Genomic DNA, 24,378 nt, shown 5'->3' on the forward strand with positions numbered 1-24,378 from the left:
CGGTCCGCACTTACATACGCCGCGTGGAAACTCGCAGATTGTATCCGCCCCAACGGCGGTGAAAATGATCATTGACGCTTCGGAGCCAACACTGCAAACGCGGTGCTCAACGGAAGCACTGTAAAAGACATTGTAAAAAATGTCTCAAAATATCAGCTAAGTCGTTGAAATGCGGGTGTAGCTCAATGGTAGAGCAGCAGCTTCCCAAGCTGAATACGAGGGTTCGATTCCCTTCACCCGCTCCATTTTCCCATTCGCTACCGTCCGTATTTGACTGGACAACCCCCTAAAATCCTCGGCATTTTTCGGTTTCTAGGCCGCTAGCGTTCACCTGCGTTCGGCTCCAGCCATGTGCTGCTGGGGGTATGATTGGGGGGTATATGCTAATCGGCTCAATCGATGCCTTCAGCGCTGGGGGTATATTGGGGGTATCGGCCCTCGGAAGGGATGGGGGGCGATGGCACTTACAGACGTGGCAATCCGGAATGCGAAGCCGGGGGCAAAGGCGATCAAGCTGGCGGACGGGGGCGGCATGTTCCTGCTTGTCACTCCAGCCGGGGGCAAGCTGTGGCGGCTGAAATACCGGATCGATGGCAGCGAAAAATTGCTGGCCATGGGAGCCTATCCCGAAACCAGCCTGAGCGATGCCCGCAAGCGGCGCGAGGAAGCGCGCGGGATGATAGCGCAGGGCAAAGACCCTTCGCGCGAAAAGCAGCGCGGCAAGGTGCGCGCCCGTATACAGGCAACCGATACGTTCATGGCGATTGCCAATGAGTATTGCGCCAAGCGCAGGCGCGACGGGGAAAAGGGATGGTCCCCCAACACAGCCGTTCGCAGCGAATATCTGCTGTCCCTCTTGAATAGCAGCATCGGGCGGCTGGCGATTGCCGAGATAGAGCCTGCCGACGTTCTGGTGGCGGTGCGCAAGATAGAGGCCAAGGGCAATCTGGAAAGCGCACGGCGCACCCTGCAACTGGCCAGCATGGTTTTCCGCTATGCCGTGGCAACAGCCCGCCTTCTCTCAGACCCTACGCGCGACCTGAAAGGGGCACTGACTGCCCCCACGGTGACGCATTACGGCGCGATAACCGATGCCAAGCAGGTTGGCGGCCTGTTGCGCGCTATCGATGAATATGACGGCAGCGGGATAACGAAGCTGGCCTTGCAGCTTGCCCCGCATGTGTTCGTCCGCCCCGGCGAATTGCGCCATGCCGAATGGGAGGAAATCGATCTGGACGGGGCGGTGTGGAATATCCCGGCGGGCAAAATGAAAATGGGCAAGGCGCATAGTGTGCCGCTGTCCAAGCAGGCGGTGGCGATCCTGAAGCAGCTACAGGCCGCTACAGGGCCGACAGGATATGCCTTCCCCTCTATTCGCACCCGTGCCCGCCCGATGAGCGAAAACACCCTGAATGCGGCTTTGCGGCGGCTGGGATACACCAGCGACGAAATGACCGCGCACGGCTTCAGCGCGATGGCATCCACGCTCTTGAATGAAAGCGGCAAGTTCAATCCCGATGCCATCGAACGCGCCCTTGCCCATGGCGACAGCGACAAGGTGCGCGCGGCCTATCATCGCGGGGCGCATTGGGATGAACGGGTGACAATGGCGCAATGGTGGAGCGATTATCTGGACCAGTTGCGCAAGGGGGCGGACGTGGTGGCTTTCCCGGCGCGCGGGGCGGGGTGAACCGCTAGGGCTTGCCCCATGCCCCCGCCCATGCCTAAACCCTTGCGAACGCTAGGGGGATCGAATGGCTCGGCTGGGATGAAATCAAGCGGCGCGCCAAAGCCTTCAGCGAGGAATGGCAGAACGCCGATTACGAAAAGGGCGAAACTCAAACCTTCTACAACGAATTTTTCGAGATATTCGGCATCAAGCGCAAGCAGGTGGCGATCTACGAACAGCGGGTAAAGCTGCTGAAGCAAAAGCACGGGTTCATCGATCTGTTCTGGCCGGGAACCCTGCTTGTCGAACAGAAAAGCAGCAACCTGGACCTAGACCGGGCGCAAGGGCAGGCGCTGGACTATCTGGCGGGCATCCAGGCGGTGATTGCCGATCAGGTCCACAATCATACCGGGGGCAGGGAAAATGCAAAATCAAACGGACAACCCCATGCAACCGGAGCGGCTGGCACGAGCCCGCCGATGCTTGGCCATGACGCGGAAGGGAACGGCCTGCCAATCCCCGGCGGTGAAGGGGAAGGCGCGATGCAGGATGCACGGGGGCAAGGGCAGCGGCGCGCCTAGGGGCAACAGGAACGCATGGAAGCACGGCGGGCGATCCGGAGAGGCGGAAGGCGCGGCGCGCTACCTGAAGGCCTTGGCGCGCTTGCTGGACGAAGCCGGGTGATGGTTGGCGAATGTGGCAGATACGCGCGCCCGCGCGCGGGGGACGGGGGGAGGGGGTGTTGCTACCTCCAGCCGCTTGGCAGCTAGGACCGATTGGGAAACCCGCCTCTATCGCTAACACAGTTTTCTCATTCCCGTTGGAAATGAGGGAGCGGCAGCTATCGCGGCGATCGAGACAAAAGCGGCCTTTCAGCAAACGACCCCAAAGATGTTATTGTCAGCCAGGGGATATCCTGACTACCCGAGCAGCTTTGTACCACCTCATCATAAGCGATTGACGGGGCTTGACGCAGTGAACTAGCCACACTGGATGGCCGGGTTTCTCCCGTCCCTAGCATTTGATACCAACACTATAGCATTCGGGTCGCACCGTATTTCCATGTCCCTTAGCGGGCAGGCGTAGCGTGCGTCTTTCCGGCGGGGATTTATTCCACTGGAGGACTACCGATGCTTACTACCAATCGCACCCTGTTCGCCGCAACCCTGCTCGCCGGAACCGCGGCAGTCACGCTGTTGCTCGCACCACAAGAAGCCATGGCCGACGATTGCCTGCTCGATACCAACAATGACGGCAATGCCGACAGCAATGTCGATACCGATCTTGGTGCGGAGTCGAATGGGTTCGATACCCGCCTCGCCTGCGGCTCCGCAGCCGGAGCGACCGGGCCCAATTCGACCAGTATAGGGGCCTCATCAGACGCAACAGGGTCCAGTGCCAGTGCTCTGGGTTCATTTGCTCAAGCTACCGGCTCGCAATCGACCAGCATCGGAGCCTTGTCTGAAGCAACCCAGCAGAACGCCAGCGCGCTTGGCTTCTCTGCCGAAGCGACAGGACTGCGATCGTCCAGCGTTGGCGCGTTTTCGGTAGCGAGCATCGACAATGCCAGCGCTTTCGGTTTCGGTGCGACGGCAAGCGGCATTAATTCGACCAGTATCGGGACAAGCTCCATAGCGTCCGCAAACAATAGCAGTGCACTGGGCAATCTTGCCGGTGCATCGGGCCTCCAATCGACCAGCATCGGCGCATCATCGGACGCAACCGGACAGGATTCCAGTGCGCTGGGCTTTGGTGCCCAGGCCACCGGCACAAGTTCGACCAGCCTTGGCAGAGGTGCCAGTGCATCTGCAATCAACGCTAGTGCTTTGGGCGCGTTTGCCCAGGCCAGCAATACCTCGACAACAAGTGTCGGCACATCCTCGCTTGCAAGCATGAACAGCGCCAGTGCTCTGGGCGCAAGCGCACAGGCAGCCGGGGTCAATTCAACCAGTATCGGCGCATTTACCGTTGCCTCCGGCCTGCAATCGACCAGTGTTGGCGCAAGTTCCGACGCGACCCAACAGAACGCCAGCGCGCTGGGGTATCTCGCTCAGGCGACAGGGCTGCAATCAACCAGCGTGGGCGCGTTTTCGGGCGCGGTGACCAACAACGCCAGCGCATTGGGCTTCAACGCCGTGGCAAGCGGCACGGGTTCGACCAGCCTCGGCGCACTCTCAGACGCGAACCAACAGAACGCCAGCGCATTGGGCTTCCAGGCCCAGGCGACCGGCGCCGAATCGCTTGCTTTGGGAGCCAACTCGGGCGCAACAGCGATCGAAGCTGTCGCTATCGGCGCCAGCGCTTTGGCAAGCGGGTTTTCGGCTACCAGCGTTGGAACAAGTTCCGATGCTACACAAACTGAGGCCACGGCAGTTGGCGCCTTTGCCCAATCAACAGGCGTGCAGTCGACCAGTGTCGGTGCCTTCTCCGGTGCGACCGCATCGAGTGCTTCTGCATTTGGCGTCAGTGCGCAGGCTACCGGCGCGGGTTCGACCAGCATCGGGAACGGTGCCGGGGCATCTGGCAATTCGTCCACGGCATTGGGTATTTCGGCTCAGGCCAGCGATTTTGCCAGCCTTGCCGGCGGGTTCGGCACTGCTGCCAGCGGCAATGGGGCGATTGCCCTGGGCGGGCTGGCGACCACGATCAATGGCTCTGGCGCGACCCACGGAAACATCGCCATCGGCAGTTCATCGGGCGTGATTGCCGGAATGAACGGCGGCACGCTCACCACTGCCAATGGCGGAAACTCCATTGCCCTGGGAAGTGCGGCACAGGCCACCGGATTGCAGGCTGTGGGCATCGGGGCCAATTCGGTCGCTTCGCTGAACAATGCAATCGCGCTCGGCTTCGCGGCGCAAGCACTTGGTGCGGCTTCGCTTGCAATCGGAGGGCAATCGCTTGCCAACCAGTTTTTTGCCATTGCCATAGGCAACAATGCGCAGGCCACCGGGGCTTCGACCACTACGATTGGCACGGGATCGGGTGCATCGGCAGAGTTCGCCAGCGCGCTCGGCAATCTGGCTCTGGCCAGCGGTGTGCAGTCCACTGCGATCGGTGCCAATTCGGATGCGACGCTGCAATTCGCCAGCGCTTTCGGCGAATCGGCGCAGGCCACCGGAGTGGCCGCCACTGCCATCGGGACAAGTTCGACAGCATCGGCAACCGATGCCACCGCGCTCGGCGGAACAGCGCAGGCGAGCGGGATCGGCGCAACCGCACTCGGTTCGCTATCGGTAGCTAATGCCGCCGGAGCGGTGGCGCTCGGATTGAAAGCCCAATCGAGCGGCATCGGCGCAATCGCCATCGGCGGCGACGGGGCCGACGACCTTGCGCTGGGCGCACAGGCGACTGGTCTTTCTGCAATCGCCCTTGGCGTCGACGCCGAGGCACTGGCAGAGGACGCAACTGCGATCGGGCGCGATACGCTCGTTACCGGCCTGCGCAGCGTGGCGCTGGGCAATGCGGTGGAAGTGACCAACAACAATGCCACAGCCGTTGGCGCCTCTGCAGGGGCCACCGGCCTATCCGGCTCGGCCTTCGGCGCGCTGGCGCGGGCCGATGCGCAGAATGCTACGGCCGTGGGCCGCTCGACGGATGTCACCGGCATCAGCGGCACGGCTGTGGGCTTTACCGCCAGCGTCGCCGGAACCCGCGGCACGGCGGTGGGTGCAGGTGCCAGTGCCTCCGCCACCCGCGGCACCGCGGTGGGGGACAGCGCGGTGGCGGACCAGGTCCAGTCGACCGCAGTGGGCTACCTCGCCAACACCACTGCCGCCAACCAGGTGATGATCGGCGGGGCAGGCTCCTCGGTCGCCATCGGCGACATCATGGCGAGCGATGCGGTCCAGGTGGGCGAGGAGCAGGTCGTCACCATCGACAGCGCCGGAACGCTGGGTGTCTCGAACGTTGCCAGCGCCGCTAGCGTCGCCAACGTCAGGGTCAGCGTCGATTACCTCGCCGCGGTGACCGACGCACAGTTCAGCGCCTTGCAAAGCCGGGTGGCCGGGGTCGAGGGCAGCATCGATACGCTGTTCGATCTCACCAGCGACATCGACCGCGATGCGCAACGCGGCATCGCCTCGATCGCGGCGGCGGCGAACCCGCATTTCCCCAGCGCGCCGGGGCGCACCTCCTACGCGTCCAACGTCGCCACCTATCGCGGAGAGGTGGGCTTCTCGGCCGGCCTGATGCACCGCTTCGATGGCGATTTCGCGATTACTGCCGGGGTCACCTACGCTGGCGGCAATTCCACCAGCGTGCGTGCCGGGGTGGCGGGCGAGTTCTGACCCTTGGCAGGCAGCACCTGCACGGCCCGCGCAACCGCGTTGACGTAAAGCGGAGGCCGTGATTTACCTCAGGAGTGCAGGCAGGACGCGATCCTGCCCGTAACTTGTTGTGTCATTTTACAATTCATCGGGTCGCACCGCTTTTCATGTCCCTTGTCGGACAGGCGCGACCTGCGTTCTTCCGGCGGGGACCAATCCTCGGGAGGACTACCTATGCTTACCACCAATCGCACCCTGTTCGCCGCCACCCTGCTCGCCGGCACTGCCGGAGCCGCACTCATGCTCGCCCCGCAGCAGGCCCGCGCCGATGACTGCCTGCTCGACCGCGACAACGACGGCATAGTCGACGCCGGGTCCGATAATGACGGCGGGGCCAACTCGGACGATTCCGACACCAATCTCGCCTGCGGCAATGGCGCGACAACAGCCGGCGCGACTCTGGCAACCGCAGTGGGGACCAATGCATCGGCTACGGCCACCCGCGCAACGGCATTGGGTCGTTTCGCTTCTGCCAACCAGGCTCAGACTGTGGCGATTGGTTACAATTCCGGTGCGGTCGGCGTGAATTCTGTCGCGGTGGGCGACAGCGCCTTTGCCGATTTCGAAGACAGCACCGCCATTGGCCAGAGCGCGGATGTCGGCGGGATCGGCGCGGTTGCCGTCGGCGCGGATGCCAATGCGGTCGGCGCAGGCAATATCGCCGTCGGAGCGCAATCTCTTGCTTTCGGAGCGAACAGCGTCGCGATCGGCGGCGACGGAACCGATGGGGACAACGTGGGCGCTCAGGCGACCGGAAGCGAAAGCACGGCTGTTGGCACCGATGCGATTGCCAGCGGCAGCGAATCCTCCGCTTTCGGCAACTTCGCGCGGGCACAGAACAGCGAAGCCACCGCCATCGGTGAAAGTACGCAGGCGACCGGAACTAGTTCGACCGCTCTAGGTGCAAACGCGATGGCCACGGGCGATGGTTCGATGGCATTGGGAGCAAATTCGAGTGCAAGTGCGATCGAAGCCGTCGCTGTCGGAGTCAGCGCTTTGGCAAGCGGGTTTTCGGCTACCAGCGTGGGGACGAGTTCCGATGCAACCAGTACAGAGGCGACTGCGATAGGCGCTTTTGCCCAATCCACAGGGGTGCAATCGACCAGTGTCGGCGCTTTTTCCGGCGCGACTGCCGGGAGTGCTGCCGCATTCGGGGTGAGTGCGCAGGCGACCGGCCAGTTTTCAACGAGCATCGGAACCGGGGCCAGCGCAAATTCGCTAAGTGCAAGCGCGTTGGGATATGCTGCACAAGCAAACGCGGGTCAGGCAACCAGCATCGGAACAGTATCTCAGGCCTCGTCAACCGGCGCCAGCGCGCTCGGATACGATGCCCGGGCGACTGGCCTTACCGCAACAAGCATCGGCGCATTTTCCGACGCTTCCATGCACAATGCCACCGCGCTGGGCGGCACCGCGCAAGCAACTGGCATCGGGGCAACCTCGCTGGGTTCCATGTCCTTGGCGAACGCCGATGGGGCGACAGCGCTGGGCAATCTAGCGCAGGCGACTGGCATTCGCAGCATCGCCATCGGGGTGGACGGGGCGGACGACGATACGGGAGGCCAGTTCGGCGCACAGGCGACTGGTATTTCTGCAATCGCCCTTGGCGTCGACGCCGAGGCACTGGCAGAGGACGCCACCGCGATCGGGCGCGATGCGCTCGTTACCGGCCTACGCAGCGTGGCGCTGGGCAATGCGGTGGAAGTGACCAACAACAATGCCACAGCCGTTGGCGCCTCTGCCGGAGCGACAGGCCTATCCGGCTCGGCCTTCGGCGCGCTGGCGCGGGCCGATGCGCAGAATGCGACGGCCGTGGGCCGGTCGACCGATGTCACCGGGATCAGCGGGACGGCGGTGGGCTTCAGTTCGACTGTTTCCGGCACCCGGGGCACCGCCGTGGGTGCGGGAGCCAGCGCCGCTGCCACCCGCGGCACCGCGGTGGGGGACAGCGCGGTGGCGGACCAGGTCCAGTCGACCGCAGTGGGCTACCTCGCCAATACCACGGCCGCCAACCAGGTGATGATCGGCGGGGCAGGCTCCTCGGTCGCCATCGGCGACATCATGGCTTCGGACGCTGTGCAAGTGGGCGAGGAGCAGGTCGTCACCATCGACAGCGCCGGAACGCTGGGTGTCTCGAACGTGGCCAGTGCCGCCAGCGTCGCCAATGTCCGGGTCAGCGTCGATTACCTCGCGGCGGTGACCGATGCACAGTTCTCGGCGCTGGAAGGACGGGTGAGCGACATCAATTTCCGGCTCGACGATCTCGACAGCTCCACCCGCTCCGGCATCGCCACCTCGATGGCGATGGGCGGGATGATGGTGGTGCCCGACAGCGCCATTTCCGTCAGCCTGAACGCCGCCACCTATCGTGGGCAGCAGGGTTTTGCCGGGGGCATCACCGCGCGGGTGCTGCCGCGGGTCTATGTTTCGGCGACAGCAGCGGGATCGACAGGCGAAGGCTCGGTAAGCGGGCGCGTCGGGGTTGCCTTCGGGCTATAGTGCGAATTTCTTCGCCGTCATTCCAGTAACATAATAAAGTAATTGACTTGAGCAATATTTGAACCACAAAATCGTCTGTCGGTTTGCGGCGCTCGCCGCCTTTACTTCAGCGAGTCGAACAGAACATGCGCCATGCACTTGATGGAAATATTTCATCGGTTGCATGGCGCGATTACTTATTTTTTGGGGATTTCAAGATGATCACTAAATTCATTCCGCTCCGTTCGCTGCTGCTGGCCGGAGTAGGCGGCCTTGCCTTCGCCGCCACCGCCATCACCCCGCAACAGGCCCGCGCCGACGACTGCCTGCTGGACAGCAACAATGACGGCAATGCCGACACCGACGTCGATACCGATCTGGGAGCGGATTCGGGCGGAGTGGACGCGCAACTTGCCTGTGGCGCAGGTGCGCAGGCGACGGGCGTACAATCGACCAGCGTCGGGGCAGCCTCCGATGCTAGCCAGCAAAATTCCAGCGCATTCGGATTCCAGGCTCAGGCATTGGGTACGGATTCGACCAGTGTCGGGGCCTTTTCAGAAGCAACCATGCTGAATTCCACTGCGCTGGGAATCAACGCTTTGGCAACGGGCCTGAATTCAACGAGTATCGGGGCGTTGTCCGATGCGACGCAGGAGCGCTCAACTGCGCTGGGCCACCTTGCTCAAGCAACAGGCTTCGGTGCGACCAGTATCGGCGCCAGTTCCCTTGCCAGCCAGAATGATGCCGTAGCCATAGGTGATGCCGCGCTGGCGACCGGGGGGGGATCGATTGCCGTGGGAGGCGGCGTTGCAGCAACCACTTTCCATGCCATCGCGATCGGCACGCAGACGCAGGCAAACGGCGCCGGCGCGGTCAGTCTTGGTGGATTTTCCGCTGCGACGATGAACAATTCCGTGGCGCTGGGTTTCCTCGCGCAGGCGACCGCAGCAGATACGCTGGCGCTCGGCGCGAACTCCAGTGCCAGCGCTGCCGGGGCCGTCGCCATCGGCGATGGCGCGACGGGGCGGCTTTCCAGCTATACCGTGGCCACATTGAGCAATAGCTGGGCGCAGACCGCCGCCGGCCAGGACGCCTTGGCTCTCGGGCAGGGAACAACTGCCTTTGGCGCCAATGCGCGGGCCGCAGGTCAGGCCACGCTGACCAACCCCGGCGATGGCGACGTCTACGTCAGCGAAACGGTCCGCTTTGCAACCGCAGTGGGCACAGGCGCGGGTGCAGCCGCAGACCGCACGCTCGCGCTCGGCGCTTTCGCCGGTGCCTCGCAGGTCGGCGCGACTGCTGTAGGCTATGGCACTCAGGCCTTTGCCGAAAACGCGGTGACCGTAGGACACGGCGCAACCGTTATTGCGAATGAAGGGATCGCCATCGGCCAAGGCAGCCTGGTGCTCGCGCAGGGGTCCATCGCCATCGGCGGTGACGGGTCCGATGCCGATACCGCCGGGGCACAGGCGACGGGAGAGCGTTCGATAGCTTTGGGAGCCGATGCCTCGTCCGGCGGGAACGGCGGCATCGCGATCGGTTCGCGCGCCAACGCCAGCACCTTTTCCGCCACCGCCATTGGGATTGGCGCGCGTGGCAATGCTGATCTGGGGATCGCTATCGGCAACGGTACCGAGGCCGCTTTCGCCGCAACGTCGCTCGGCGCAATCAGCAATGCACTCGGCAATGGCTCGGTCGCGCTGGGTGCATCTGCATCGACCGCGAACGGTGTGGCACAAACCCACGGCAATATCGCAATCGGCAGTTCGAGCGGCTTTGTCGCTGGCGTTTACGGGGGCGGGACTGCGACTACTGCCAACGGCGGCAATTCGATTGCACTGGGCACCGCGACACAGGCGACCGGTGCTTCGGCAGTGGCGCTGGGCAACCTGTCGCTGGCCAGCGGGCTTGGAGCCATGGCCTTCGGAGGGGACGGGTCGGACGACGATACGGGGGGCCAGTTCGGCGCACAGGCCACCGGGGCGCAATCCATCGCTTTGGGCGTAGATGCCGAGGCATTGGCAGAGGACGCCACCGCGATTGGTCGTGATGCGCTGGTGACGGGCTCGCGCAGTATTGCGCTGGGCAATGCGGTGGAAGTGACCAACAACAATGCCACTGCCGTCGGCGCCTCTGCCGGGGCCACCGGCCTGTCCGGCTCGGCCTTCGGCGCGCTGGCGCGGGCCGATGCGCAGAATGCGACGGCCGTGGGCCGGTCGACCGATGTCACCGGCATCAGCGGCACGGCGGTGGGGTTCTCCTCGACCGTTTCCGGCACCCGCGGCACGGCGGTGGGTGCCGGAGCCAGCGCCTCCGCCACCCGCAGTACGGCAGTGGGCGACAGCGCGGTGGCGGACCAGGTCCAGTCGACCGCTCTGGGCTACCTCGCCAATACCACTGCCGCCAACCAGGTGATGATCGGCGGGGCAGGCTCCTCGGTCGCCATCGGCGACATCATGGCGAGCGATGCGGTCCAGGTGGGCGAGGAGCAGGTCGTTACCATCGATAGCGCCGGAACGCTGGGTGTCTCGAACGTGGCCAGTGCCGCCAGCGTCGCCAATGTCCGGGTCAGCGTCGATTACCTCGCCGCCGTCACTGATGCGCAATTCAGTGCCCTATCGGGCCGTGTCGGCGGACTGGAAAGCGGGCTTGTTGCCACCAATTTCCGGCTGGACGAGATGAATGAGCAATTGAGCGGCGGGATTGCGGCGGCAATGGCGATGGGGGCGGCGAATATCGTGCCCGGCAGCAACATCTCGGTTTCTCTCCACGCGGCGAACTACGGCGGTGAGCAGGGCTTTGCCGGATCGCTGGCGGGCCGCGTGGGGGAGATGGTCTACGTCTCGGCGGGTGTCAGCGGCAATACCGGCGGCGACGACTGGGGGGCCCGGGTTGGGGTTGATTTCGGATTCTAAGATTGCACTGTTGGGAAACGGACTTCGGGGCGAAGGCTACATGTCCGTTTCCCACCCTCATTCAAGACATAGCGCCACCGCTCTGCATTACCCGAAACCGGACATGGCAGATATCGCCCGGATTCAGACAAAAGCGGCCTTCAGCAAACGACCCCTTGCGGTCGTTGACCATTGGTGATTACAGCGCCGCCGATGACGAAACACAAGCACAGCAACATCATCGTCTTTGCACTCCTCGCCTTCTTGTTTTCCTACGGCCTATCGTTCGGTTTCCAGTGGGTCGTGGCAGTTCACCGCTTGCCGATCGCGGACGCGGCTGCTGACCTTTTGGCAAAGGGGTTGGCGGTTTCCGGCCCGGCGCTGGCGGGACTGACCCTCACCTGGATCGCTCGCAAATCTGTATGGCGCTGGCTAAAGGAAGATTTGTCCGAAACCCGATTTGCCTTGTGGTGGCTCGGCATTCCCATCTTCACGATGACGATCACATTGTTGGCCTTCAGTCTTGCAGGTGCGAGAGCGTCTGCCTTTCCCGCGCTGCTGGGCCAACTACCCACTCTGCTTAGCCTTTTTGTCTTTCACGTTCTCGTGGTCGGTCTGCTTGAAGAATTGGGCTGGCGCGGATGGCTCCTTCGGCGGCTGCTCCTGGTTCGAACCCCTCTGGTCGCGACGCTCATCATCGCTCCTGTCTGGTTCGCCTGGCATTTGCCGAAGCTGCTATCCGATGGCAGTTTCGCCGCTGCCTTCGCGCTCGGAGCGATAGTGAACTCCACAATACTCACGGCTCTCTGGAGCAGGTTCTCAGGCCGGACGGCTCTGGCTGCACTCGCTCATGGCAGCTTCAATGCTCCCATCTACTTCATGGCGGATCAGTTCCCCGAGGCGGACGCGGTGTTTGCGTTCAGCATCGTAGTTTCGAGCTATGGGCTAGTGGCATTGGCTATCATCGCTTCGAACTGGCGGTGGTGGCTGAGAAGGCCGGCAGGGGAAAAGATCACAAAGACATCGCGAGTAATTGCCGCCTCGGGTTGAGGTCCGCTTTCCACCCCATTGTCGCCATTCGATCCTTCGCCGGAATTCACCAAAAGCGGACCAAGCGCGAAAGTTTGGGGGTATCTTTGGGGGTATGTTCAAGAATCTTTGAAAAACATTCAACATATTTCAACATGATGGTGGGATTTCGCGGTTCCCTTCACCGCTCCATTTTCCCATTCGCTACCGTCCGCATTTGACTGGACTCCAGGCAATCGGAACGCTTGGAAGCGCGGCGCGGATGTAGCGTCAATGAACAACTCATTTCTTCCGCTGCCTCTCATGCAAGTTGCCCATGGCAAGAGAGAGCCGCACGGCAATCCCGACTCTTCGTCAACGCTCTAACGTAGCGTGGCGAGACAAACGCTCGCCGCGTACGCCATGTGGCAGCGAATTCGATCGGCACCGCTTTTTCCAAGAGTCGCCACAGGCTGATCCTCGCCAATCTTGCAGGAGCCAATCGCACCCAATCGTCGGCTACAGGATTGCTATTGCGAATGAGACGCATTAGAGAGCGTGCGAACGACTCGCAGTAGCAAGTTGGAAAAGCGAAAGACTGAGGGATCGAATATGAAGGTTTCCACCATCACCCTGCTTGCAGGCACTGCACTCTTCTCAGGCCAGGTTTCCGCGCAGGACGGCTCTCTGGAAGACGAACGCCGCCAGATCATCGTTTCCGGCGAACGCCTGCAAAGCGAAGGCGCAACCAAGACCACGGTTCCCGCAATCGAAGTGCCGCAGCCGGTGACGGTGATCCCGTCCGACCTCTACGAATTGCAGGGCGCGGTCTCGATTTCCGACACGCTCAACTATGTCGCCGGGGTGCACTCCAATCCCTATGGCCCCGACAGCCGGGTGGACGGCGGCTTCGTCCGCGGCGTCAACGCGCTGCAATTCCGCGACGGGATGCGCGACATTTTCAGCTTCTACGCCAGCATCCGTGCCGATCCTTACAATTTCGAACAGGTCGAGGTGCTGCGCGGGCCTTCGTCAGGCCTGTTCGGCGCGGGCTCGCTCGGCGGGATCATCAATCTTGTCTCCAAGACCCCGCAATTCACGCCGGAAGGCGAGGTATCGCTGAGGGTCGGTTCGTTCGACCGGCTGGAGGCGCTCGCCGATATCACCGGACCGGTCAGCGATACGCTCGCGGCGCGCGTGGTGGCGCGGGTGCGCGACAGCGGAACGCAGACCGATTTCGTGCCCGATGACCGGATCATGGTCTCGCCCTCGCTCACCTGGGCACCGAGCATGGATACCGAACTTACACTGATCGGGCTGTATCAGGAGGACGACGGCGGTTCGACCTCGCAGTTCCTGCCGCTGGTGGGCACGATCCTGCCCAATCCCAACGGCCAGCTGCCGGGCGACCTGTTCATCGGCAAGCCCGGCTGGGATCGCTACGACGGGCGCCTCTTGCAGGGCACCGCGCTGTTCACACAGCGGTTCGGCGAGAATGTCCGGCTGAACCTGCGCGGCCGCTATATCGACAGTGACCTGACCTACTTCACCCATTACCCCAACAGCTATTCGAACCCCGCCAATCCCTACGTGCTGTCCGGCACCAGCACGCCCGATCCGGACCAGCGGACCATCGGCCTCTACGCCGATGGCTCGATTGCGGGGCTCGAAGTGGCTTCCAGCGACAACAATGTGCAAATCGACTTCAACACCGGCGCAAATATCGAGCATGTGCTGCTCGCAGGGGTCGACTATTCGTGGAGCCGCGTGCGCAAGCGCGGCGGCTTCGGGTTCGAATACATCGACATCTACGACATCGACTACGATGCGCTCAACGACTTCGGTGGCGGCCTGCCGCAGCCCGAAAGCGCCCGCGAGGACGTGACGACCGAGCAACTCGGCTTCTATGTGCAGGACCAGATTCGCTTTTTCGACCGGGTATCGCTGATGCTCGGCGCACGGCACGACAACGTGACCGTGGACAGCTTCGGCACCCGGACGATCGACACCAGCGCCACTTCTTTCCGCGCCGGGCTTATCGGCGAAGTGGTGCGCGGGGTCTCGCCCTTCGTCAGCTATACCGAGAGTTTCGAACCGATTGCCGGCACCGCCAGCGACGGCACCGCGTTCTCGCCGCTGCAGGGCAGCCAGTGGGAAGTGGGGGTGAAGATCCACCCGTTCGAAAACGCGCTGCTCACGCTGACCTATTACGATATCGACCAGACCGGGCGTCCTATCAGCGACGATTCCACAGCCGATCCGACCGACCGCGTGCAGGCGGGACGGAGCTTCTCGCGCGGCTTCGAGGCGGAGGGGAGTGTGCTGCTGCCGGGCAATTTCAACCTGCTGGTCAACTACAGCCACAATGAAGCGGAAATCGTCGGCACCGGGCGGCAACTCGACAATGTGCCAAAGGAAAACGCCTCGATCTGGCTCAGCCGCCCGTTCACGCTCTCCAGAGAGATCAGCCTGCTGCTGGGCGGCGGGGTGCGCTATGCCGGGGACAACGTCTCCTACGGCGCGGCCTTCCCTGACGGCTTGGTCACGCCCGGTCACACGCTGGTGGATGCAGTGGCGGAACTGCGCTGGAACGACTGGAGCCTCGGCGTCAATGCCACCAACCTGCTGGGGGAAGACTACTACTCCGCCTGCCTCGCGCGCGGCGATTGCTTCCAGGGCAATGAGCGCAATGTCTTCGCCACACTGACGCGGCGGTTCTGATGGGCGGCCTGCTCTGGCCCGCCGCGCTTGCCGCCTTAGCCGGGATTACGGTGTTGCGATGGTCTTGGGCGCGCAAGCAGCGTTCGGCCGCTGCCAATCTGGCGGGCTGGATGCTGCTGGGTGTCGCTGTTGTGCTGGCCGGAGCGGAAGCGGGGGCGTGGGGCATCTCGGTGGTCTCGCTGATCGCGATGGGCGCCGCGAGCCTGATGCTGGTGCATTCTGCCCTCCTCTCACCGCAAAGGGTTGTGGCGAAGCGCGCCAGCCAGCGGGTGGGAATGCTGCCCGAACCGGGCGAGGACAAGCGTCTGGGCGCGCGGCTGGCGACTTTCCTGATCGTGGTGCTGGGCGGCTTCGTTGCTTCGCTTGCGCTCGGCATCGGCCTGCGCGCGGTGGCCATGCTGCTGGGCATGGGAGAGCCGGACGCCAATGCCACCGCGCTGTTTGTCGTGCCGATCGCATGGGGCGTGCTGGCCACAGTGCTGCTGATGCAGACTAAGCGGCGCGCGCAGATCACCACCATCGCTATCGCCGGGCTGCTGATCGTGCCCGCCATGCTTGCAGGGAGCTGACGCCATGAACCTCGCTATCGAACCCGGCACGGTGAAGCGCGGCCTTTCCGCGCACGCGGCCATCGGCCTGCTCGCCGGAGCGCTGCTCTACCTCGTCTGCCTGTCGGGCACCGTGCTGGTGCTGTATGAGGAATGGCAGAGGTTCGAGCAGCCTGCCGCACCCGAAATGTCCGCCATCGCGCCCGCCGCAGTGCAGCGCGCCGTCACCGAAGTGATGGCGCAGGAAGCGGCAGCCGGAGAGTCGCTCACCACGCACCTCTATGTCCACATGCCGACCGGGGAACTGCCGCGCGCCACGCTTACCACGGATACACAGGCCTTCCACCTCAACCCGGACGGCTCGCGCGCGGTGCCGGAGGAGAACGCCTGGTCCGAATTCCTCTACGGCCTGCACTATACGTTCAATCTGCCCACGCTGGTGGGCATTACCATCGTCGGCATTCTGGGCGCGCTGATGCTGGCGCTGGCGATAACCGGAGTGATGGCGCACCCGCGGATATTTCGCGATGCCTTCCGCCTGCGTGCTCGATCCACAGGGGGCGTGGCGCTCGCGGACTGGCACAACCGGCTGAGCGTCTGGACCCTGCCGTTCTCGTTGGCGCTAGCGCTGACGGGGGCGGTGATCGGGCTGGCGACTGTCACCGCCTATGCGCTCGCCTGGACGAATTATGGCGGCGACGTGGAAGCGGTCTACGCCCCGATTTTTGGGGAGGAAATGGAAGGGGAAAGCCCGCCCGAGACATTGCCCGATGTCGCAGCCGCACTGGATTACATGGCGGAAGAACATCCCGGCATCTTCGTGTCCTATGCCATCCTCCATGACCCCGGCACGCCCGCCCAGCACGTGCAGATTGTCGGCGGGCACGAGCAGCGGCTGATCTTCGGCGAGTATTATATGTTTGCGCCAGACGGCAGCTTCCACGGCACCGCAGGCATGGCCGATGGCGCGCTGGGTCAGCAGGCCGCGGCGAGCATCTACAGCCTGCACTTCGGCGATTACGGCGGCTTGCCGGTGAAGATCGCCTATATCGTCTTCGGTCTTGCGCTGACCGTGGTGAGCGCGACGGGGGTATACATCTGGCTCGGCAAGCGCCGCCGCCGCGGCATCGTGGAACCGCGCCTTGCCGCACTGTGGGGCGCGGTGGTCTGGGGATCGCCGCTCGCTCTCGCCCTGACCCTGGCGGTGCGGCTGGTGGCGGGGAACGACGCACCGTTTACCGCCATCTTCTGGATCGCGCTTGCGGTGATGCTGCTGGTGGCAGGCTGGCGACCGCATTGGATCAGTCGCGGGGCGGACCTGCCTGCCACCGCTGCTGGTTGAAGCGGGTGAGAGCGATGGCATCGGCACCAGCCTTGCGATAAGGCTGGCGCGACAATGGCCCCGTTCTTCCTCAGCTTTCTGGCAGTGGCCCTGGCGATGCTTGCCGGACGCGAAGCGGTGCGCGTGTCCCGCTTCGCCGCTGCGGGCGCAAATGTGGGCGCCTTGCTGGCGCTGGTTGCATTGGCGGCGGTGGCGGGATGCGCGCTGGCGGCCTGGCTGGCGGGGAACTTCGCCGAACTGCTCGGCCCGAAACAGCAGAGCTGGTTCGTCGCTGCGGCACTGGTGATGGCAGGGCTGGAAGTGATCTTCCTCGACGCGCCCAAGGCTCCGCGCGAGCCGACGCAATCGCTTGGTGCGCTGGCGCTGGTGCTGTTCGCCGGGGTGCTGGCCGATGCGAGCGGGCTGCTGGTGCTCTCGCTCAGCGTAGCCACGGGTGCGCCGATGCTGGCGGCAGCAGGCGGCGGGCTCGGCGCGGCGATGGTGCTGGGGATGGCAGCACTGGCGGGTGGTGACTGGGAAAAAGTGCCGCGTCAGCCCCTGCGCTGGGTGGTTGGCGGGTCGCTTTTGGCTGGAGCATTCATCGTCGCGCTTTTCCCACCAGGGACGCTTCAGTAATCGCATATGGCGATTACTCTAACGCCAAACTATCCTGCAACCTTGCATCCGTTCAGCCGTTGGATAACTGTAGACGCAGGAGGAAAAACTCATGGCAAAAACTGGCGACAATTCGAAAACCGCACTGATCGAGGGACTGAACGGCTTGCTGGCCGATCATCTGGCGCTGTTTTTCAAGACCAAGAACTTTCACTGGCATGTGACCGGACCGCGCTTTCGCGATCTGCACTTGATGTTCGACGAACAGGCCATCGCCATCCGGGACCAGATCGACCTGATCGGTGAACGGGTGCGCAAGAACGGAGCGATGACGCTGACCTCGATCGGTTCGGTCGCGGCGGCTACGCAGATCAAGGATCAGGACGACACCTCGCTTTCCGCCGAAAAGATGGTCAAGGAACTGCGGGACGACAATCGCAAACTGGTCGAACGGCTGAAAGAGCTGAAAAAGCATGCCGAGGCGGCAGGCGACAATGCCACCGATGGGATGATTGATGACTGGACCGACATGGCCGAGGAGCGCGTGTGGTTCCTTGAATCGACGCTGAAGTAGGCCGATTTCCGCATGGGTGTTGCAACCGCCGCTCGGCTATCGCCCTGTGGCGGTTATGCGTTATGGGGTACCGCATGGCCGATATCGACATCATTGAAAATGCAACCGACGTTGAGATTGCGGACTTCCTGCACCGCTATCTCGTGGCCAAGCTGGCCGCAAGCGATGCCCCGCTCGCTATTAGCGTCCCCGGCGGATCGACCCCCTTCCCGATCCTCGAAGCGCTGACCCAATCGGGCCTCGACTGGCGTCGCATCACCGTCTGGCCGGGGGACGACCGCGTGGTGCCGGAGGATCACCCTGCCAGCAACACCGGCAAGATCCGCACGCTGCTAGAGCCTGCCGGGGCCGAAGTGGTCACGCTGACCACGATGGAGCAGGTGCCACGCTTCGCGCTTGTGTGGCTGGGGATGGGCGCGGACGGGCACATTGCCTCGCTGTTCCCCAACACCGATCCGCAGGTGGACGATCCGCAGGCCATCCGCCGCCTCACACCCGATCCGCTGCCGCCCGAAGCGCCGTTCGACCGGATCACCCTGACTCTTCCGGCGCTGCTTGCCAGTGATGCGCTGATGTTCGTGATCCGGGGCGAGGACAAGCGGGCGGTGTTCGATGCGGCGGTGCGCGGCGAGCACGATCTGCCTATTGCCCGGCTGTTGGGTGCGGCAACACAGCAGGTGACATGCTTCACCTGATCCCCGCCCCGCTGCACCGGCTGGGATTACGGATTGCCCACGCGCTGCGCCAGCGGCTTCGGAGGCTGACCCGCCCTGATATCGCCGGGGTGGCGGTAATGCTGGAAGACGGCGATGGCCGGGTGTTGCTGGTGCGGCATAGCTACGGCCCACGAGGCTGGTCCCTTCCCGGTGGCGGGCTGGGGAAGGGTGAAAACCCTGTCGAAGCGGCACGGCGCGAAATGCGCGAGGAACTGGGGTGCGAACTGGAGGCGGTGAAATGCGTGCTGGTGGCGCAGGAAGTGCTCTCCGGAGCGCCGCATACTGCTCATGTCTTTACCGCCCGCCCGCTCAGCGAACCTCGCGCCGACCAGCGTGAGATCGATGCCTTGCGCTGGATTGTCCGTGACGAGCTGGCGCAAGCGGACCTGACGCGGGTCACGCGGCGGCGGCTGGGGGAGCTTGGACTGCTATAGCAGCGAAAGCTGCGCATCCTCCCTTGCCGGTTCCTCGACCCCGTCACGCTCCAGATTGCTCAGCGTCAGCCCCATCAGCCGGATCGGCATCGGCAAGGGCAATTCCGCCGCCAGCAGCTCGTGCGCGATTCCCGCGAATTGTGCCTTGCCCTCCACCGCGCGGTCGAGCGAGCGGGCGCGGGTCATCTGCTGGAAGTCGGTGAACTTCAGCTTCAGCGTCACCGTGCGCCCTTTCGCCTGCTTCTCGGCAATCCGCTCCCACACGATCTCGACAATATCGTCCAGAGTCGCCCGCAGCGCGCTGCCGCTGGCAATATCCTCCCCGAAAGTGCGCTCCCCGCCGATCGACTTGCGCAGGCGGTTGGCGCGGACCGGACGCAGGTCTATCCCGCGCGCGGCGCGGAACAGGTATTCGCCGAAGCTGCCGAACTGCGCGCGCAGCCATGCTGCATCTTTCGCTGCAAGATCGGCGCCCGTTTCGATTCCCAGCCGCGCCATCTTCTCCGCACCCTTCGGGCCGATCCCGTGAAAGCGCCGGACCGGGAGCGACTGAACGAATGCCGCGCCTTCGCCGGGGCGGATCACGCAAAGGCCGTCGGGCTTGTTCTGGTCGCTCGCCAGCTTGGCGAGGAACTTGTTGTAGCTCACCCCGGCGCTGGCGGTCAATTGCGTCTGCTCACGGATCGCCCTGCGGATAGCCTGCGCGATGGCGGTGGCGCTGCCGATGCCGTGGATATCCTCGGTCACGTCGAGATAGGCCTCGTCGAGGCTCAAGGGTTCGACGTGCGGGGTGTGATGGTGGAAGATCGCCCGGATCTGCCGCGAGACTTCCTGATAGACATCGAACCGCGCCTTGCAGAAGATCAGATCGGGGCACAGCCGCTTCGCAGTGACCGAGGGCATGGCACTCCGCACCCCGAATTGCCGCGCTTCGTAACTCGCCGCCGCCACCACTCCGCGCCCGCTCGATCCGCCCACCGCCACCGGCTTGCCGCGCAGGTCCGGATTGTCGCGCTGCTCGACGCTGGCGAAGAAGGCATCCATATCGACATGGATGATCTTGCGCAGGCCCTGCTGCGCCTCGTCACCATTGTCGTCGTCCGGATTCGCCATCTGTTCCGTTCTATAGCGCTCCTACCGCTGTTGGGGGAGAGATTGACTTAATCCTTTTCTAGGCTGGGCCGCGCGGCTAGGCCAACTGCAATGTCCGCAGTAAATTCCTCCCCAATCGACTCGTTGCCCCTGGGCAAGCGCGAGCTGATTGCGCTGCTGGCGCTGCTGATGAGCCTGAACGCGCTATCGATCGATGCGATGTTGCCCGCGCTGGCGGACATGGCCCGCGAACTGGGCGCGGCGGACGGAAACGACCGGCAGCTGATCGTTGCAGTTTATACCATCACCATGGGCATCGGCTGCCTGGTGCCGGGCAGTTTTGCCGACCGCTTCGGCCGCCGCCCGATCATCCTGCTGGCGCTGGCGGCCTTTGCCGGGCTGTCGCTGGTGACGGCCCTGCTGACCGATTTCACCGCCATGCTCGCGGTGCGCGGAGTGACCGGGCTGCTCGCCGCCGGGCTGATGGTCGCCCCCGTGGCGGTGGTGCGCGATCTCTACGAAGGCGACGGCATGGCCCGGCTGATGAGCCTGATCTCGGCGGTGTTCATTACCGTGCCGGTGATCGCGCCGAGCCTGGGGCAGGCGATCCTGCTGGTGGCAGGCTGGCGATGGATCTTCGTCGCGCTTTCGGCCGTCAGCGCGCTCGCAGCGGTGTGGGTCTGGTTCCGCCTGCCCGAAACCTTGGCGAAGGAGAACGTGCAGCTCGTCAACGTGCCGATCATCGCCCGCAACATGCGGATGGCGCTGATGAACCGCGCGGCCATCGGCTATGTGCTCGGTTCCATGCTGCTGATGGGCAGCGTGTTCGGTTACGTCAACTCGGCGCAGCAACTGTTCCAGCAGCATTTCGGCGTGGGAGAACTGTTCCCGGTAGTATTCGGCGGCACGGCGGCGATGATGGCGGTGAGCAACATTGCCAATTCGCGCATCGTCATGCGCTTCGGCGCGCGGCGGGTTTCGCATTTCGGGGTGATCGTGTTCGTGGTGGTGAGCGCGGTGCAGGTCTGGTCTTCCTACGCCCACCCGCAGAGCCTGCCGTGGTTCATCGGGTTGATGAGCATCAACCTGGCACTGCTCGGCTTTCTCGGCGCGAATTTCGGCTCGATCGCCATGCAGCCCTTCGCGCAGATCGCCGGCGCGGCCTCAAGCGTGCAGACCTTCCTGCGCATGTTCGGTGCGGCGATGGTGGGGGCGGTGATCGGGCAAAGCTATGACGGATCCGCGGTGCCGTTTGCCTGGTCGCTGCTGATCTGCTCCTCCTGCGCGCTGCTGCTGGTGCTTTTCAGCGAGCGCGGGCGACTGTTCCGCCGCTTCCACACCGGGCCACGCCAGCGGGTGGTGCCATGAGCGCGGTGTTCGACCTGATCGTCGTCGGCGGCGGGGTCAACGGCGCGGGGGTGGCGCGCGATGCTGCCGGACGCGGGGCCAGGGTGCTGCTGCTGGAGAAGGGCGATCTCGCCAGCGGTACTTCCAGCAAGAGCACCAAGCTGGTCCACGGTGGGCTGCGCTATCTCGAATACTACGAATTTGCACTGGTGCGCGAGGCCTTGGGCGAGCGCGACACGCTGTGGCAGATCGCCCCGCACATCATCCGCCCGATGCGCTTCGTCCTGCCCGTCACCCCGCAGATGCGCCCCAAGTGGATGCTGCGCGCGGGGCTGCTGCTGTATGACCACATCGGCGGTCGGGGTAAGCTCACAAAAGCGAAATCGATCAGCCTGAAGAAGCATCCGGCGGGCGTTCCCTTGGAGGCCGCCTGCAAGACAGCCTTCGAATATTCGGACGGCTGGGTGGACGACGCGCGGCTGGTGGCGCTCAACGCGCTCGACGCCGCCGAACGCGGCGCGACGATCCGCACCCGCTGCCCGCTCACTTCCGCGCGGCGCGAGGGCGACCTGTGGCATGTCGAAGCGGGCGGGGAGCGCTTCATCGGCTCTGCGCTGGTCAATGCCGCTGGCCCGGGGGCTGACGAACTGGCGCGGCTGGCGGGCGAGCACCCCGCCTACGGCATCCGCCGCGTGCGCGGATCGCATATCGTCGTGCCCAGGCTGTTCGATCACGATTACGCCTATTTCCTCCAGCAGCCCGACACGCGGATCTGCTTTGCGATCCCGTGGGAGGAGGACTTTACGCTGGTCGGCACCACCGATGCCGATCACACCGGCTCGCTCGACGATTTGGCGCCGAGTGCGGAAGAAGTGCGCTACCTTTGCGACGCGGTGAACCGCTACTTCGAGCACGACGTGACGCCCGCCGACGTGGTGCACAGCTTCGCTGGCGTGCGCGCGCTGGTGGACGACGGCTCGGGCCGCCCCGAAGCGGCGACGCGCGGCTACCGGCTAGCGCTGAGCGATGCCGCGCGCGGTGCCCCACTGCTGGGCATCTACGGCGGCAAGATCACTTCCTATCGCCATGTGGCTGAGGACGCGGTGGACCGTCTGGCCGCGCGGGTTCCGGCGCTGAAAAGCGAGAGCTGGACGGGCAAGCAGCCGCTTCCCGGCGGCGATTTTGCTCACACCGCGCAAGGCTATCTGTTGCAGGTGCTGGCGGAGGAGTACCCCTTCCTCGCCCCGCGCGATGTCACCCGCATCGGCCGCGCCTACGGCACCCGCGCGGTGGACTGGTTGGGCGAGGCTAAGGTTTGGCAGGATCTCGGGCGCTCCTTCGGGGCCGGGCTGAGCGAGGCGGAAGTCGGGTACCTGCGGCGGGTGGAATGGGCGGTTACTGCCGAGGACGTGCTCTGGCGGCGGACCAAGCTGGGGTTGCACATGAGTGCGGACGAGCAGGCTGGGCTGGTGGGGTATATGGGCGGATAGTTCCTCCCGAGCGTTTCCCTTTCGTCATTGCGATTGCGAGCGAAGCGAAGCAATCCATCTCCCACCCTGGCGAATGGGGCGATGGCCGGAGATGGATTGCCGCGTCGCCTGCGGCTCCTCGCAATGACGAAGGGTATTGCGGGGGGCAAATCTTCAAGGCAACCTTTCCCCTCTTGCCGCAGCAAACACCGCGTACCAGTCCGTCCGCGTCCAGCGGATCCCCAGCGCCTGCGCCGCCTCGGCAATCCGCGCCGGGTTCTGCGTTCCGACGATCGGCACGATCCCCGCCGGATGCGCCATCAGCCAGCCGTAGGCGGCGACGGCGCGGGAGACGCCCGCCGCCTCGGCAACAGCATCCAGCGCGGCGGCAACCGCCAATTCGCGCGGGGTTTCCGGTGCCATGATCCGCCCTCCCGCCAGCGGGCTCCACGCCATCGGTGCCATGCCCAGCCGCATCGCCTGATCGAGTTCGCCGTTATCGATGGCATCAATCCGCAGGGGGCTGATTTCCGGCTGGGTCGCGGCGAGCGGGGTGTCGAGCAGTGCCGCCAGCACCTCGATCTGCGCCACGGTGAAGTTGGACACCCCCAGGCTGCGCACCTTGCCACTCGTCACGGCGTGATCGAGGAAGCCCGCCAGCTCCTGCGGGTGGGTGAGCAGATCAGGGCGATGGATCAGGTAGAGGTCGATTACGTCCGTGCCCAGCCGCGCCAGCGAGGCTTCGAGCGCTGCATCCATGTAGCCGCGCGACTGATCATAGGGCACCGGCGGGCGGATTCCGCCCTTGGTGACGAGCGTGATGCGCTGGCGCAGGCGGGGATCGGACCGCAAGGCTGCGCCCAGCCTGGCCTCCACCGCGCCGAACCCGTCGCTGCCGTTCCAGCCGTAGATGTCGGCCGTGTCGATCAGGTCGATCCCCGCATCGAGCGCGGTGTGGAGCAAGCGGGCGACCTCGGCGGCAGCGCCTGCGGAGCGCCACATGCCCCAGGCAAGCGGACTGGTGGCGATGAGGGATGCGCCGAGTGTGCGGCGGGTGGGGAGGGGGAGAGTCATGCGATCCTTTCATCTCCCCTCCCGCTGGCGGGAGGGGCCGGGGGTGGGCCTGTCATGGCGAGGGTGGTCATCCCCACCCCCAACCCCTCC

17 protein-coding genes and 1 tRNA gene are annotated in these 24,378 nt (G+C 64.3%); 16 read left to right on the forward strand and 2 right to left on the reverse strand.

Translation table 11 applies throughout. The annotated features are described in order from the left end of the window. Positions 1-171: 171 nt before the first annotated feature. The 14 genes from JY451_09305 (at position 172) to JY451_09370 (ending at position 19,306) form a co-directional block, all read left to right on the forward strand. Positions 172-245 (forward strand) — tRNA-Gly (locus JY451_09305). 212 nt (positions 246-457) lie between these two features. Beyond that, positions 458-1,690, forward strand: a complete 1,233-nt coding sequence (locus tag JY451_09310; GenBank protein QZH73961.1) for an integrase arm-type DNA-binding domain-containing protein — start codon at positions 458-460, stop codon at positions 1,688-1,690. A 200-nt stretch (positions 1,691-1,890) separates the two neighbouring features. Further along, positions 1,891-2,250 carry a hypothetical protein gene (locus tag JY451_09315; protein QZH73962.1) on the forward strand — a complete coding sequence of 120 codons (360 nt, stop codon included), beginning with the start codon at positions 1,891-1,893 and terminating at the stop codon, positions 2,248-2,250. Positions 2,251-2,799: 549 nt separating this feature from the next. Continuing rightward, positions 2,800-5,958 carry a YadA-like family protein gene (locus JY451_09320; GenBank protein ID QZH73963.1) on the forward strand — a complete coding sequence of 1,053 codons (3,159 nt, stop codon included), beginning with the start codon at positions 2,800-2,802 and terminating at the stop codon, positions 5,956-5,958. A 213-nt stretch (positions 5,959-6,171) separates the two neighbouring features. Next, positions 6,172-8,496: a YadA-like family protein gene (locus JY451_09325; GenBank protein ID QZH73964.1), complete on the forward strand. Its 2,325-nt coding sequence runs from the start codon at positions 6,172-6,174 to the stop codon at positions 8,494-8,496. A 197-nt stretch (positions 8,497-8,693) separates the two neighbouring features. Next, positions 8,694-11,390 (forward strand): hypothetical protein, encoded by a 2,697-nt coding sequence (locus JY451_09330; protein QZH73965.1) that lies wholly within the window; start codon positions 8,694-8,696, stop codon positions 11,388-11,390. 192 nt (positions 11,391-11,582) lie between these two features. Continuing rightward, on the forward strand, positions 11,583-12,419 hold the full coding sequence (locus tag JY451_09335) for a CPBP family intramembrane metalloprotease (GenBank protein ID QZH73966.1): 837 nt from the start codon (positions 11,583-11,585) through the stop codon (positions 12,417-12,419). A 570-nt stretch (positions 12,420-12,989) separates the two neighbouring features. Next, positions 12,990-15,098 (forward strand): TonB-dependent receptor, encoded by a 2,109-nt coding sequence (locus JY451_09340; GenBank protein ID QZH73967.1) that lies wholly within the window; start codon positions 12,990-12,992, stop codon positions 15,096-15,098. Then, the gene (locus JY451_09345; GenBank protein QZH73968.1) at positions 15,098-15,667 is read left to right on the forward strand and encodes a hypothetical protein; all 570 of its coding nucleotides are present in this window, start codon (positions 15,098-15,100) and stop codon (positions 15,665-15,667) included. The genes JY451_09340 and JY451_09345 overlap by 1 nt, the downstream gene beginning before the upstream one ends. A 4-nt stretch (positions 15,668-15,671) precedes the next feature. Beyond that, positions 15,672-16,988, forward strand: a complete 1,317-nt coding sequence (locus JY451_09350) for a PepSY domain-containing protein (protein QZH73969.1) — start codon at positions 15,672-15,674, stop codon at positions 16,986-16,988. Between the two features lie 54 nt (positions 16,989-17,042). Continuing rightward, positions 17,043-17,603 carry a hypothetical protein gene (locus JY451_09355; GenBank protein QZH73970.1) on the forward strand — a complete coding sequence of 187 codons (561 nt, stop codon included), beginning with the start codon at positions 17,043-17,045 and terminating at the stop codon, positions 17,601-17,603. Between the two features lie 91 nt (positions 17,604-17,694). After that, entirely contained in the window at positions 17,695-18,156 is a 462-nt protein-coding gene (locus tag JY451_09360) for a DNA starvation/stationary phase protection protein (GenBank protein QZH73971.1), read from the forward strand. Between the two features lie 74 nt (positions 18,157-18,230). Further along, complete coding sequence (locus JY451_09365) at positions 18,231-18,851, forward strand: 6-phosphogluconolactonase (protein QZH73972.1); 621 nt, start codon at positions 18,231-18,233, stop codon at positions 18,849-18,851. Then, on the forward strand, positions 18,839-19,306 hold the full coding sequence (locus tag JY451_09370; protein QZH73973.1) for an NUDIX domain-containing protein: 468 nt from the start codon (positions 18,839-18,841) through the stop codon (positions 19,304-19,306). The genes JY451_09365 and JY451_09370 overlap by 13 nt, the downstream gene beginning before the upstream one ends. On the opposite strand, the gene dinB is transcribed toward JY451_09370, so the two are convergent. Further along, entirely contained in the window at positions 19,301-20,419 is a 1,119-nt protein-coding gene (gene dinB / locus JY451_09375) for a DNA polymerase IV (GenBank protein QZH73974.1), read from the reverse strand. The two genes, JY451_09370 and dinB, sit on opposite strands and share 6 nt — an antisense overlap. Positions 20,420-20,509: 90 nt before the next feature. Between dinB and JY451_09380 the strand changes: the two genes are divergently transcribed. Together JY451_09380 and JY451_09385 are read left to right on the forward strand one after the other, a co-directional pair. Next, positions 20,510-21,766 carry a multidrug effflux MFS transporter gene (locus JY451_09380; protein QZH73975.1) on the forward strand — a complete coding sequence of 419 codons (1,257 nt, stop codon included), beginning with the start codon at positions 20,510-20,512 and terminating at the stop codon, positions 21,764-21,766. Then, positions 21,763-23,235: a glycerol-3-phosphate dehydrogenase gene (locus JY451_09385; GenBank protein ID QZH73976.1), complete on the forward strand. Its 1,473-nt coding sequence runs from the start codon at positions 21,763-21,765 to the stop codon at positions 23,233-23,235. The genes JY451_09380 and JY451_09385 overlap by 4 nt, the downstream gene beginning before the upstream one ends. 153 nt (positions 23,236-23,388) lie before the next feature. Here JY451_09385 and JY451_09390 read toward each other — a convergent pair whose 3' ends face one another. After that, the gene (locus JY451_09390) at positions 23,389-24,216 is read right to left on the reverse strand and encodes an aldo/keto reductase (protein QZH76664.1); all 828 of its coding nucleotides are present in this window, start codon (positions 24,214-24,216) and stop codon (positions 23,389-23,391) included. Between the last annotated feature and the right edge of the window lie 162 nt (positions 24,217-24,378).

The sequence above is a fragment of the Erythrobacter sp. genome (genome assembly GCA_019739335.1).
Lineage (GTDB): Bacteria > Pseudomonadota > Alphaproteobacteria > Sphingomonadales > Sphingomonadaceae > Alteraurantiacibacter.

Bases quoted from the DNA above. Each gene is read 5' to 3' on its own strand.
- JY451_09330 (QZH73965.1), top strand. From the start codon at position 8,694: ATGATCACTAAATTCATTCCGCTCCGTTCGCTGCTGCTGGCCGGAGTA.
- JY451_09325 (QZH73964.1), top strand. From the start codon at position 6,172: ATGCTTACCACCAATCGCACCCTGTTCGCCGCCACCCTGCTCGCCGGC.
- JY451_09360 (QZH73971.1), top strand. From the start codon at position 17,695: ATGGCAAAAACTGGCGACAATTCGAAAACCGCACTGATCGAGGGACTG.
- JY451_09370 (QZH73973.1), top strand. From the start codon at position 18,839: ATGCTTCACCTGATCCCCGCCCCGCTGCACCGGCTGGGATTACGGATT.
- JY451_09345 (QZH73968.1), top strand. From the start codon at position 15,098: ATGGGCGGCCTGCTCTGGCCCGCCGCGCTTGCCGCCTTAGCCGGGATT.
- JY451_09380 (QZH73975.1), top strand. From the start codon at position 20,510: ATGTCCGCAGTAAATTCCTCCCCAATCGACTCGTTGCCCCTGGGCAAG.
- JY451_09310 (QZH73961.1), top strand. From the start codon at position 458: ATGGCACTTACAGACGTGGCAATCCGGAATGCGAAGCCGGGGGCAAAG.
- JY451_09365 (QZH73972.1), top strand. From the start codon at position 18,231: ATGGCCGATATCGACATCATTGAAAATGCAACCGACGTTGAGATTGCG.
- JY451_09335 (QZH73966.1), top strand. From the start codon at position 11,583: ATGACGAAACACAAGCACAGCAACATCATCGTCTTTGCACTCCTCGCC.
- JY451_09340 (QZH73967.1), top strand. From the start codon at position 12,990: ATGAAGGTTTCCACCATCACCCTGCTTGCAGGCACTGCACTCTTCTCA.
- dinB (QZH73974.1), bottom strand. From the start codon at position 20,419: ATGGCGAATCCGGACGACGACAATGGTGACGAGGCGCAGCAGGGCCTG.
- JY451_09320 (QZH73963.1), top strand. From the start codon at position 2,800: ATGCTTACTACCAATCGCACCCTGTTCGCCGCAACCCTGCTCGCCGGA.
- JY451_09390 (QZH76664.1), bottom strand. From the start codon at position 24,216: ATGTGGCGCTCCGCAGGCGCTGCCGCCGAGGTCGCCCGCTTGCTCCAC.
- JY451_09385 (QZH73976.1), top strand. From the start codon at position 21,763: ATGAGCGCGGTGTTCGACCTGATCGTCGTCGGCGGCGGGGTCAACGGC.
- JY451_09355 (QZH73970.1), top strand. From the start codon at position 17,043: ATGGCCCCGTTCTTCCTCAGCTTTCTGGCAGTGGCCCTGGCGATGCTT.
- JY451_09350 (QZH73969.1), top strand. From the start codon at position 15,672: ATGAACCTCGCTATCGAACCCGGCACGGTGAAGCGCGGCCTTTCCGCG.